This window comes from Bradyrhizobium sp. SMVTL-02, assembly GCF_051853005.1.
Lineage (GTDB): Bacteria > Pseudomonadota > Alphaproteobacteria > Rhizobiales > Xanthobacteraceae > Bradyrhizobium.
In genome coordinates, this window is the sequence record NZ_CP182469.1 from 3,577,351 (window position 1) to 3,589,331 (window position 11,981).

Here is an 11,981-nt window from a genome sequence, read left to right on the forward strand (position 1 = left end):
AGCGCATTCATCCTAATCTCGTTGCGCGCGAGCGCCTTGCAGGCCTCGAGCTGTCCTCGGTTCACCGCACCCAAAAGCGCCGGCCAACCCGTGAGCCGGAGGAATGCCGTTGGTAGGGGCGGCCTCGCGATGAGCAGGCATTGGACATTGGGATCGCCCGTTAAAGATCGTCGCGGACGCCAGTCGTTTTTGCGTTCGGTCGATGATCGGCATCGGCAAAGGCTGGCCTGAGGCGGAAACGCGCCGACAAGGTGGTCGCGCCGCGCGGACCATGTCCGCGCCGCAGATTAGTACCAAACAATTAAGGGGTTGGTTGCGATTGCGAAGTATTGTGATCGGCGAACCTCCCATCGTTCCCTTCCACAGCTAAATCGCGCGATTTGCCTGGGTGCTATGATGTCAGATCCTTCCTTTCCGCCGGAGCGCTCATCCGTCAGTCGACAGAAGGGCATCAGCCTGCGATGGCGGTTACTGGCCGGCAATCTGATCACAAGTCTTCTCGCGGTGGCTTTCGCGGGAGCAATCGCCTGGAACGGATGGGGCGATCTCCGCAAGAGCGAAGCCGCGGCGCGCGCGCTGTCCGCATTCGAGCTGGTGATGAAAGCCAACAGCCGGATCCCGGCCGAACGCTCCGCCTGGTTCGCTCTCATGGGTCTGGCCGACGCGGCCACGCCCGAGAACCTGTCCGCTCTGGACAAGGCACTCGCCACCACGGATGCCGCGATCGGTGCCGCAAAGCAGGCCATTCGCGCGGCTGAGCTGCCGGCGGGATCGATCGAAGCCGCCGAGACAGCCTTGCAGAATACTCGCAATGTCGCGCGTCAGGCGGCAATGCAGCCCAAGGCGCAGCGCCCCGCCAACAGCCAGTCGGCCATCGTCGACGGTCTGGCCCGCGCGGTCGATGCGCTCACGGCGGCGACAAGTGAAGCCTTGATCAGCCTGTCGCGCGCCGGAAGTGACATCGAAAATCTGCTGCCCTCGGCGGAACTCGCACAAAGAGCACAAGGCATGCGCGCGATCAACGGTTCCCGTGCGGCCGTCCTCGGCCTTCTGGTCCGTAAACAGCCCATGTCCGCGGCGCAGATCGTCGAAGCGACCGAGCTGAGCGGCCAGGTCGCGCTGATCTGGAAGCAGATCGAGCAAGGTGTGCACAATGCCGGAGATGCGCCTGAGCTCGTGAACGCCATCAAGCAGGTGCGCACGACACTGATGGATGAAGGCGAACCACGGTTTCGCGACGTCGCCGCGGCCGCACGCGAGGGGCGTCCCTCCCCGGTCGGCGAGGCCGACTGGGGGACCGTCCTGAACAGTGTGCTGGGTCTGCGCGACGCCGCCTTAAGCTTCGCCCACAGGGCCAATGACGCAGCGATCGCGCAGGCGCAGACGCGGCTCGTCTGGGCGCTTGCGGCTCTCTTCGTCGTGCTCGCCACCTCGCTCGCAGTAGTCGTCGCGGTGATGCGCCAGGTAATCCGCCCGCTGACGCGACTGACGGGTGTGACGCTGCGGCTTGCCGACCGCGACCTCGATGTCACAATTCCGGACGGACATCGCGGGGACGAGATCGGTACCATGGCAAACGCGCTACAGATCTTCAAGGATGCGCTGATCGCGAAGAAACTCGCGGACGAGGCAGCGGCGCGTGACGCCGAAGCACAGATCGCGCGCAGCCGCCGCGTCGACATCATCACGCGCAATTTCGAGGCCATGGTCGGCGAGATCGTGAACACGGTTTCGTCCGCAGCGACCGAACTCGAGGCTTCCGCCGGTACACTGAACACCACGGCCGATCGGTCGAAGGTGCTGACGATGGCTGTCGCAGACGCCTCAAATGAAGCCTCCGCCAACGTGCAGTCGGTAGCCTCCGCCACCGAGGAACTGACCTCCTCAGTCAACGAGATCAGCCGCCAGGTTCAGGAATCCGCACGCATCGCCGGAGACGCAGTTGAGCAGGCTTGCCGCACCAATGAACGCGTCAGCGAATTGTCGCAGGCCGCGGGTCGGATCGGTGACGTCGTGGAACTGATCGACTCGATCGCCAGCCAAACCAATCTGCTCGCGCTGAACGCCACCATCGAGGCGGCGCGCGCCGGCGATACCGGCCGCGGCTTTGCCGTGGTCGCCTCCGAGGTGAAAGCGCTGGCGCAGCAGACGGCGAAAGCAACCGAGGAAATCCGTCAACAGATTACCAGCGTCCAGTCCGCGACACAGGAATCGGTCGGCGCTATCAGGGAGATCACCGGCACGATCGAGAAGCTGTCGGAAATCTCCTCGACCATCGCTGCCGCCGTCGAAGAGCAAGGCGCGGCCACGCAGGAAATCGCCCGCAACGTGCAGCAGGCGGCGAACGGCACCCAGCAGGTCTCCGCAAACGTCACCGACGTCCGGCACGGCGCCAGCGCGACCGGCTCGGCCTCCTCGCATGTGTTGGCCACCGCCCAGTTGCTCGCCGCAGACTCCGGCCGGCTCAAGCTCGAGGTCGGGAAGTTCCTGGCAGACATGCGCGCGGCGTAACCGCATTCCGGGCCGTTGCGATGTCGTCGGTCGGCCGGCGAGCGCCATTCCCATAGGCGATCTCGACAGGAAATTAGCTCATCAAGACATTCAAAGAGTCTACTCCCCCCGCACTTCAAACGTGAGGGGAGCAGTTCGTCGAGAGAGCCGCTTTAGCTGCCTCTCTAAGAGTTTCTACATAAAGTTGTGGCACGTTGCCGCGCGTCAAGACCCGCAATTCCCATCGTCGCGTCTCATTGCGCGCACGAAACGACGGGCCCGCGGGCACGCATCATGGGGGCGTTGCTGATGACTGCACTTGCTTCGGACGCCGGTCGGGCCAGGGGTGGGATCGTGCCGATCCTGTTGTGCGTCGTGCCCTTCAGCCAGATTCCGCTCGATGCCTACACGCCGGGCCTGCCGCAGATGGTGGTGGATCTCGCCGCTGACGCGGCGTCGATGCAGAACACCGTCACCGCCTACATGCTCGGCATGAGCCTGGCGCTGGTGCCGGTCGGCATCGCCTCCGACACGCTCGGCCGCCGCAAGGTCCTGCTCGCGGGGCTGTCGGTGCTGATCGCGATGAGCGTCGCCTGCGCGCTCGCCACCAGCGCCGCGCTGCTGCTCGGCTTGCGCTTCCTGCAAGGCATCGGCGGCTGCACCTGTCTCGTCGTCGCCTATGCGGTCGCCGCCGATTGTTTCCGCGGCCGCGAGCTCACTGCCATCTCCGGCCTGCTAGGCGCGGCGTGGGGACTTGCACCTGTGCTGGCGCCCGCGGCCGGCGGCTTCATCGTCGAGTTGACCTCGTGGCGTGGCGTCTTCGTCATCATCGCCGTCGCCGCTGCGATCGTTGCCGCGATCGTCGTGTTCCTTCTGCCCGAGACGTTGCCGGCCGAGCGGCGCGCGCCGTTCGATCCGCGCCATACCGCCGGCATCCTGCGCGATGCACTCGTGCGACCGGGCTTCCTGGCTTTCGTGCTGGTCTTCGCTGCAGCCGCGAGTGCGCAACTGGCGTTTGGCGTGGTCGCGCCGTTCTTCTACCAGACCGGTCTTGGCTATTCGGCCGCCATCTACGGTCTCGTCGCGCTCGGCCTTGGCGGCGTCAATCTCGCCGGCGAGCTCGGCTGCGCGCATTTCGCGCGCTTCATGCCGGCCCGCGTGATGGGCTTCGGCGCCTTCGCGCTGTTCCTTGCCGGTGCGGTGGCCCTGACCGCAACAGGCATGACCCTCGGTCTCGATTTCATGTCGATCACGATCGGCGGCGCGCTGGTGCTCGCCGGCTGCGGCGTGCTGTGCCCGATGATGTACGGCATGGCGCTCGGCCTGTTCGAACGCAACCATGGCCTGATCGGCGGCCTCATCAGTGCGCTCTGCTATCTCGCGGTCAGCGGCGCCATGGCGATTGCGGCGGTGTTGCCCGAGGCAACGCAGGCGCCGATCGGGTGGCTCTATCTCGGCCTCTGCGCCGTCGCCGGCACGCTGCTTGCGATCTCGCTGCCTGCGGCGGGGCAGGCCACAAAGACATAAGGAAGGAACCAGATCATGACCACTGTTGGCATTCGCGGCACGTTCTTCGACTTCGTTGACGATCCCTGGAAGCACCTCGGCAACGAGCAGGCGGCAGCGCGCTTTCACCAGGACGGCCTCATGGTCGTCACGGACGGCGTCATCAAGGCGTTTGGTCCTCACGACAAGATCGCCGCCGCCCATCCGGGCGTCGAGATCACCCATATCAAGGACCGCATCATCCTGCCCGGCTTCATCGACGGCCACATCCATCTGCCGCAGACCCGCGTGCTCGGTGCCTATGGCGAGCAGCTGCTGCCGTGGCTGCAGAAGTCGATCTACCCCGAGGAGATCAAGTACAAGGATCGCAACTACGCGCGTGAGGGCGTGAAGCGCTTTCTCGACGCGCTGCTCGCCGCCGGCACCACCACCTGCCAGGCCTTCACCAGCTCTTCGTCGGTCTCGACCGAAGAGCTGTTCGAGGAAGCGAGCAGGCGCAACATGCGCGTGATCGCGGGCCTCACCGGCATCGACCGCAACGCGCCGGCCGAATTCATCGACACGCCCGAAAACTTCTATCGCGACAGCAAGCGGCTGATCGCGCAGTACCACGACAAGGGCCGCAACCTCTACGCCATTACGCCGCGCTTCGCCTTCGGCGCCTCGCCGGAGCTGCTCAAGGCGTGTCAGCGCCTCAAACACGAGCATCCGGACTGCTGGGTCAACACCCACATCTCCGAGAACCCGGCCGAATGCACCGGCGTGCTGGTCGAGCATCCGGACTGCCAGGACTATCTCGGCGTCTATGAGAAGTTCGATCTGGTGGGGCCGAAATTCTCCGGCGGCCACGGCGTCTATCTCTCGAACAACGAGTTCCGGCGGATGTCGAAGAAGGGCGCGGCGGTGGTGTTCTGCCCTTGCTCGAACCTGTTCCTCGGCAGCGGCCTGTTCCGCCTCGGCCGCGCCACCGATCCCGAGCACCGCGTCAAGATGTCGTTCGGCACCGATGTCGGCGGCGGCAACCGCTTCTCGATGATCGCCGTGCTCGACGACGCCTACAAGGTCGGCATGTGCAACAACACGATGCTCGACGGCAGCATCGATCCTGCGCGCAAGGACCTCGCTGAAGCCGAGCGCAACAAGCTCTCGCCCTATCGCGGCTTCTGGTCGGTCACGCTCGGCGGTGCCGAAGGCCTCTACATCGACGACAAGCTCGGCAATTTCGAGCCCGGCAAGGAGGCTGATTTCGTCGCGCTCGATCCGAATGCCGGCCAGCTGGCGCAGCCCTGGCACCAGTCGCTGGTCGCCGATGGTGCTGGTCCGCGCACAGTCGACGAAGCCGCGAACATGCTGTTCGCCGTCATGATGGTCGGCGACGACCGCTGTGTCGACGAGACCTGGGTGATGGGCAAGCGTCTCTACAAGAAGAGCTGAGACGGCAGCTCATGAGCACATCTCCTGATCCAGCCAGCCAGCCGGTCGCCCTCGTCATCCAGCGTCGCATCGCCGACGATGGCTTTGCCGCGTTCGCGCGATGGAACGGCGAGGTCGGCGAGGTGCTCAAGACCTGGCCCGGATTCCTCGGTCAGGAGGTGGTGCCACCGCAGCCCCCGGCGCACGTGGACTGGGTGACGATCCTGCGTTTTGCGAGTCCGGCCGCAGCACGGGCCTGGCTCCAGAGCGAGGTGCGGGCGAAGCTGATCGCGGAGATACAGCGATTCTTCGTCGGTTCGGAGGACGTCCATATTCTGCCGGATACCGGCGTTCAGCGCGACAGCGCAGTCTCCGCCGTCATATCCTTCAAGGTACCTGCAGGGCTGGAAGACGCTTTTCTCACATGGCAGCAGCGCATCCAGGCCGCCGAGGCCGAGTTCAAGGGCTTCCTTCGCCACAAGATCGAACGGCCGATTCCGGGCCTGCATGACGAGTGGATCATCATCCTGTCGTTCGACAGCGATGCCAATCTCAATGCCTGGCTCGACTCGCCGTTGCGGCAGAGGCTGCTGAAGGAGGGCGCGCGCTTCAACGCGGGCATGAATGTGAAGCGGGCGAGCTACGGCTTCAATTTCTGGTTTCCCGCCGGCAAGACGCAGGCTCCGGAGCAGGGGCCGGGCTTCATCTGGAAGAGCAACCTGATCGTCCTGCTGGTGCTCTATCCCGTGGTCTACCTCTGGGGCCATTTCATCAGCAGGCCGCTGATCGACAGCCACGGCGTTCCGGTCTGGCTGTCGCTGTTCGTCGGCAATTTCGTCAGCACCCAGCTGCTCGGCTGGTGGCTCGTGCCCGCCGCCTTCAAGGCGCTCGACTGGTGGGTGACGCCGAAGGCGACGATCAGCCGCCAGATCGCGGGCTATGTGCTGCTTGCCGCGCTCTACGCCGCCTCGATGGGCCTGTACGCGCTGCTGCTCGCGTGGCATTGGGGACGGTGAGACCGTCCACCGTGCTGTCGCGGAGAGGGGCGGTCGCTGGACATCGAGGACCATGTTCGCCCTGACATTTCTCGGCACCTCGGCAAGCGTTCCCTCGGCGGAGCGCAACCATCCGGCTCTTCTGGTGGAGGCCGCGGGCCAGCGCCTCCTGGTGGATTGCGGTGAGGGCACGCAGCGCCAGCTGCTGCGCAGCGGCGCCGGTTTTCGGCGGCTGGATCGCATCCTGCTCACCCACGCGCATCTCGATCACGTGCTCGGCATCCCCGGCCTGTTCTCGACGCTGGGCTTGCGGCAGACCTCCGACGTGATGACCGTTCATGGCGGAGAAGGCACGCTCGATCTCGTCATCCGCATGCTGGCGGGCCTGTGGGGTGCGGGCAGGGCGCCGATCCCTGTGGAGTTCGCAGCCCTGTCCGAAGGCCAGGTCATCGACGCCGGTGACTTCACCACCGACTGCTTCCCGGTTCGCCATCGCGACACCGACAGTTTTGGCTTCGTTTTCAAAAGCCCGGCGCGCCGCCATCTTCAGTCCGATCGCCTTGCGGCGTTCGGTGTCCCCGATGGTCCCTTGCGCGGCGAGCTGGCCGCCGGCCGGTCAATCGTCATCGATGGCCGCGCGATTGACCCGGAGGATGTGCTGGGACCGCCGAGCGGCGGCAGAAAGCTCGTCGTGATCGGCGATACCGAGACCACGGATGGACTCTCCAAACATGTCGCTGACGCCGACATGTTGGTGATCGAGGCAACGTTCCTCGATCGCGATGCGCCGACCGCGCGGAATTACGGTCATCTGACCGCGGCAGAGGCGGCTTCCTTTGCCGCCGCGAACAACGTCGGCCAGCTTGTGCTGACCCACATGTCAGGGCGTTACGAAGACGAGGAGATCCTGGCGGAGGCAACTAGCATCTTTCCGAACAGCCGGATCGCCGCCGACTTCGACCATGTGGTCATCTAGTCGCGGCAGCCCCGTGTTCAGCTCGACAATCCCGACTTGATCGCGAGATCCTGCGCCTCTCTCGTCACCTGCACCAGCCGCGACAGCGCCTGGTCGCGAAAGGCCGGCATGTCCGCATCGACTATGCCAAGCGGCTCGCCGCCGGCGCCTCAGCGGCCAAATCATGAGATCGAGCGCACGATGACCAACGTCTTCACGCCCATGGACATCCAACGCCCCACCATCTTGGAGTTCGGCGACGGCACGACCCGCCATTGGGCTGGCGAGCCATCCACCGGAGCGCTTGCCAGCCCAGATGCGAGCGGGTAGAACGCTGCCACGCCTGAGCCGTGATTTGCGCCAAACGCGCTTCCGGCCACAGCTGGACAAGTCAGTAAGGTATTGAATTTGTTCGGCTATTCCGTTGGGGAATGGTGTAACGGTAGCACAACAGACTCTGACTCTGTTTGTCTTGGTTCGAATCCAGGTTCCCCAGCCACATGGGCGTTTCTACCGCAAAATCAGCTAATTAGGGCGTTTTGTTCGCCCTTAAACCGGTGCCACTCGTAACCGCTTTTCGTGCCCGCAGAACGTAACCGCGACTCAATTCTGCCACAAAGCCCCTCCATCATAATGTGACGTTTCGAGCCCTTTTCTCGAAATAAAATTGCGCAGCACACAGAGAATCGTTCCTCGCTCGCCTTACCGGCGGGCCAACTCTTGTGTGCCTGTTTGTCGTTCGCCGCTCGCCTAAAGTCCTTTCTCGGTATCGAGATCAAAGCCGCGCCCAGCCTTGCTGAAGCGAGCGGCTACTATTTCGACCTCTTCGGCGCGAGCCCGACCTTGGCCGGCGTCACCGTCACGCCTTACAGCGCCATGACGTGCGCGCCCGTGGCGTGCGCTGTGCGGTCGATCTCCGAGGCGGCCGGCTCGCTTCCCCTTCACGTCTACAAGCGGCTTCCGGACGGCGGCAAAGAGAAGGCCACCGATCATCCGCTTTACAAGCTTCTCCACGACGCGCCGAATAGCTTTGCGCCCGCCGCGCTATTTCGCACCCAGCTCATGGCCGACGCGCTGCTCCAGCCTTACGGGGGCTTCGCGCAAATTGTCCGCGTTGACAGCAAACCGTATGAGCTGCTCCGGCTCGACCCCAGGCTGTCCTCGATCGTCGTCGATTATAGCAACTTCGAGCCGCTCTATGTGATCAAGGCGGACGGCAAGAATTCCGCCCGCGAGATCCCGGCAGCGGACATCCTCCACATTCCGACGCCGGCCTATGACCCTACGCGGGGCCTTGTCGGCGAAGGTCGTGAAGCCATTGCGCTCGCCCTGGTGCTTGAGCGCCATGCATCGCGCTTGTTCGGCAACGCTGCGCGCCCCAGCGGCGTGCTGAGCCTCAAGGGGAATATGACGCCCGACGCGCTCAAGAATGCGAAGCTCGCATGGCAAGCGTCACAGGGCGGCGATAATGCCGGCGGGACCGCAGTGGTCCCGGCGGATGCATCCTGGCAGGCGCTCACGTTCAACAGCGTCGATAGCCAGTTCCTGGAGATGCGGACCTACGCCGTGGCAGAGATCGCGCGGCTGTTTCGCGTGCCGCTGCACATGCTGATGCAGGTCGATCGCGCCCAGCCGCGCAGCGTTGAGGCCATCGGTCAGGAATTCCTCTCGCAAGCTTTGCTCCCCCGGCTCAAGTCCTTTGAGCAGGAACTGGAGCTGAAACTCCTCACTCCGGAAGAGCGCAAGCAGTATTGCATCGAATTCAACATCGATGGTTTCGCCCGCGCCGACCTGCTCGCGCGCGCCCAAGCGCTCAGTGCTGCCGTCTCTGCACGCATCCTCAATCCGAACGAGGCCCGCCAGATCGGCTTTGGCCTGCCGGCCTACACTGGCGGCGACGTGTTCGAAAACTTCAACACCTCATCGGCGCATGCGGGCGGCAAGCTCAACGGCGCCGCCGACGACCAGGAGCCCGCTTGATGCTTCGCACCGTTCACCTGCACGGTCGGCTCGGCAAGGAGTTCGGCCAGTCCCATCGCTTCGACGTTATGACTGCCGGTGAAGCGATGCGCGCCCTCAATTGCGCCTTTCCCGGACGTTTCGTGAAGGCACTTGAACAGGGCTATTACAAGATCGTCCGGGGCGACAAGCGCAATGGGATGCAGCTCGACCTGGACCTAGTGAACCAGCTCAAGCTGGGCGTTGCCGATCTGCACATCATCCCGGTCGCGAAGGGCGCGGCGTCGAATACAGCGAAGGGCACCACCAAGGTTGTGCTCGGTGCAGCCCTGGTGGGCGGCGCAATCTTCCTGAGCGGCGGCATGCTCGCCACACCCATCGGTGCGCTTAGCGGCGCCCCGCTCCTGGGCGGCACGAGCTACGGCACGGTTGCCGCGATCGGCCTGGGCCTCGCTCTCGCTGGCGCATCAACGCTGCTCACCAAGCCGGCGGGCCAGCCGACGCAGGCGTCCAATGGCCTCAGCGTCAACGGCGGCAACATCGGCAACTCTGGCAAGCAGGGCGATGCAATCCCGCTGATCTATGGCGAGGTCATGGTGGGATCGACGCCGATCGAAGCCTGGACGGACGTCGAAGACATCAACGTCTACGCCCAGAACGCCGGCTCGATCGAGACCGCATTCGGGGAGCGCGGCTGATGGCGCTCACTGCATTCTTTGGCGACCAGGACCACGAATTCCAGCTTACGCCGGCGCTGATCCGCGAGCTTGAGACCAAGTGCGGCTCCGGTATCGGCGCGATCGCCAACCGCGTGTTCTCGCGCAACTTCGCCCAGACCGACCTCTCGGAGACCATTCGGCTCGCGCTCATCGGCGGCGGCATCACACCCAAGCGCGCCGCTGAATTGATCGCTGCTTATGCCGATGGCCGTCCACTGGTCGAGGCTTACGAGCTCGCCGCCAGGATCCTTGAACGCGCGCTGTTCGGCAATCCGAATGAGACCATCAATGGATAAACTCGAGATCAAAGCCACGCTTGCCGTCACCGACGCGGGCGAGATTGTCGGCACCGCATGGCCGTTCAATGCCGGCCCTGACACGACCGGCGATCTCATCACCAAGGGAGCCTTCAATTTCGTCTCGAACGAGCTGCCGATCCTGTTCCAGCACAATCCCGCCGACCTGATCGGCACCTGGACCGACGCCGCGGAGACCAATGACGGCCTGGTCGTGAAGGGCAAGCTCCACATGGACCAGCCACGCGCACGCACCGTGCTCAGCATGGTCAAGAGTGGCTTGGTGTCCGGCTTGTCGATCGGCTTCAAGACGAAGTCCTCGACACAGCAGGGGCGTAACCGCGTGATCGCGGCGCTCGACCTCTATGAGATCAGCGTTGTCCGAAATCCGGCGCATCCTCGCGCCCGCATCTCATCAGCAAAAGAATATGACCGCGCATCCGCCGTGGCGTCGGTCATCCGCGACTTCACGGCAAATCTCTGATCTCCATCAAAGGAAAGTTGAACCACCCAATGAAGCATCTCTCCACCCTCGAACTCAAAGAAGCGCCGGAGCTTTCGCCGGAAGAGTTGGTCAAGAAGGAACTGGCCGACCTGCAAGCGAAGCTCGAAAAGAAGTCGGCCGACGAACATGCAGCGCTGAAGCGCCGCATCGATGAACTGGAAGCCAAGGCATCGCGCCTGCCCATGGGCAGCGGTAATGGTAGCGCCGACGCCGAGCTCGAAACCAAGGCGTTCGATGCGTTCCTGCGCCGTGGTGCCGACAAGCTCGACGATCTCGAACGCAAGACGCTCGCTCTGTCCGGCAATACCGCGATCACGCCGCCGGAATTCGGCAGAGAGATCATCAAGCTTCTGCGTCTGTTTTCACCGATCCGCCAATATGCGCGTGTCGTGACCATCGGATCTTCCCAGGTGAAGTATCCGCGCCGCACCGGCAGCACCGCGGCGACCTGGGTGGACGATACGGGCGATCGCACCGAGAGCGAGCCGTCCTATGAGCAGGTCACGCTGACGCCTTACGAGGCCGCGACCTACACCGACATCAGCAATCAGTTGCTGGAAGACAACGCCTACGATCTGGCCGGCGAACTCGCCTCTGATCTCGCCGAGAGCTTTGGCATCGCTGAAGGTTCGGCCTTTGTGACCGGCGACGGCAACGGCAAGCCGAAGGGTATCATGAATGCCACTGGCATCCAGACCATGATCACCGGCGCCGCTGCCAACTTCCCGACCAGCAATCCGGCCGACGTGCTGATCAACATGTTCCACAAGCTGCCGGCCGTTCACGCCCAGAACGGCGCTTGGCTGATGAACCGCAACACGCTGTCTGTGATCCGCCAGTTCAAGGACGGCATGGGCCGCTATCTGGTCCTGGACGGCATTTCCAGCGGTGCACCGGTCACGCTGCTCGGTCGTCCGATCGTTGAGGCGGTGGACATGGCTGACATTGCGGCCAACGCATTCCCGATCCTGTTCGGCGATCTCGCCGGCTACCGGATCGTGGACCGCGTCAGCTTCGAAATGCTCCGTGATCCCTACACGGTCGCGACCAAGGGCCAGACCCGATTCCACGCGCGCAAGCGCGTCGGCGCCGACGTCACCCATCCCGACCGCTTTGTGAAGCTCAAGGTCTCGGCGACCTAAT

At 64.0% G+C, this 11,981-nt stretch carries 10 protein-coding genes and 1 tRNA gene; all 11 read left to right on the top strand.

The window, feature by feature from the left end; genetic code table 11:
- The first annotated feature begins 396 nt into the window (after window positions 1-396).
- The 11 genes from ACNJYB_RS16640 to ACNJYB_RS16690 all read left to right on the top strand — a co-directional run bounded on the left by ACNJYB_RS16640 (window position 397) and on the right by ACNJYB_RS16690 (window position 11,980).
- Window positions 397-2,511 (top strand): methyl-accepting chemotaxis protein, encoded by a 2,115-nt coding sequence (locus ACNJYB_RS16640; RefSeq protein WP_439375576.1) that lies wholly within the window; start codon window positions 397-399, stop codon window positions 2,509-2,511.
- Window positions 2,512-2,799: 288 nt separating this feature from the next.
- Entirely contained in the window at window positions 2,800-4,017 is a 1,218-nt protein-coding gene (locus ACNJYB_RS16645; RefSeq protein WP_439374928.1) for an MFS transporter, read from the top strand.
- 15 nt (window positions 4,018-4,032) lie between these two features.
- Entirely contained in the window at window positions 4,033-5,430 is a 1,398-nt protein-coding gene (guaD, locus tag ACNJYB_RS16650; RefSeq protein ID WP_439374929.1) for a guanine deaminase, read from the top strand.
- 11 nt (window positions 5,431-5,441) lie between these two features.
- Window positions 5,442-6,425, top strand: a complete 984-nt coding sequence (locus ACNJYB_RS16655) for an antibiotic biosynthesis monooxygenase (protein WP_439374930.1) — start codon at window positions 5,442-5,444, stop codon at window positions 6,423-6,425.
- Between the two features lie 52 nt (window positions 6,426-6,477).
- Window positions 6,478-7,380 (top strand): ribonuclease Z, encoded by a 903-nt coding sequence (rnz, locus tag ACNJYB_RS16660; RefSeq protein ID WP_439374931.1) that lies wholly within the window; start codon window positions 6,478-6,480, stop codon window positions 7,378-7,380.
- A gap of 404 nt (window positions 7,381-7,784) precedes the next feature.
- Window positions 7,785-7,858 (top strand) — tRNA-Gln (locus ACNJYB_RS16665).
- A 233-nt stretch (window positions 7,859-8,091) separates the two neighbouring features.
- A complete protein-coding gene (locus tag ACNJYB_RS16670) occupies window positions 8,092-9,339 on the top strand; it encodes a phage portal protein (protein ID WP_439374932.1) in 1,248 nt (415 codons plus the stop codon).
- Window positions 9,339-10,016: a hypothetical protein gene (locus ACNJYB_RS16675; RefSeq protein ID WP_439374933.1), complete on the top strand. Its 678-nt coding sequence runs from the start codon at window positions 9,339-9,341 to the stop codon at window positions 10,014-10,016. Before ACNJYB_RS16670 ends, ACNJYB_RS16675 begins: the two co-directional genes overlap by 1 nt.
- Window positions 10,016-10,333 (top strand): gene transfer agent family protein, encoded by a 318-nt coding sequence (locus ACNJYB_RS16680; protein WP_439374934.1) that lies wholly within the window; start codon window positions 10,016-10,018, stop codon window positions 10,331-10,333. Before ACNJYB_RS16675 ends, ACNJYB_RS16680 begins: the two co-directional genes overlap by 1 nt.
- On the top strand, window positions 10,326-10,817 hold the full coding sequence (locus ACNJYB_RS16685; RefSeq protein WP_439374935.1) for an HK97 family phage prohead protease: 492 nt from the start codon (window positions 10,326-10,328) through the stop codon (window positions 10,815-10,817). Before ACNJYB_RS16680 ends, ACNJYB_RS16685 begins: the two co-directional genes overlap by 8 nt.
- Window positions 10,818-10,846: 29 nt before the next feature.
- Complete coding sequence (locus tag ACNJYB_RS16690; RefSeq protein WP_439374936.1) at window positions 10,847-11,980, top strand: phage major capsid protein; 1,134 nt, start codon at window positions 10,847-10,849, stop codon at window positions 11,978-11,980.
- The last annotated feature ends 1 nt before the right edge of the window (window position 11,981 follow it).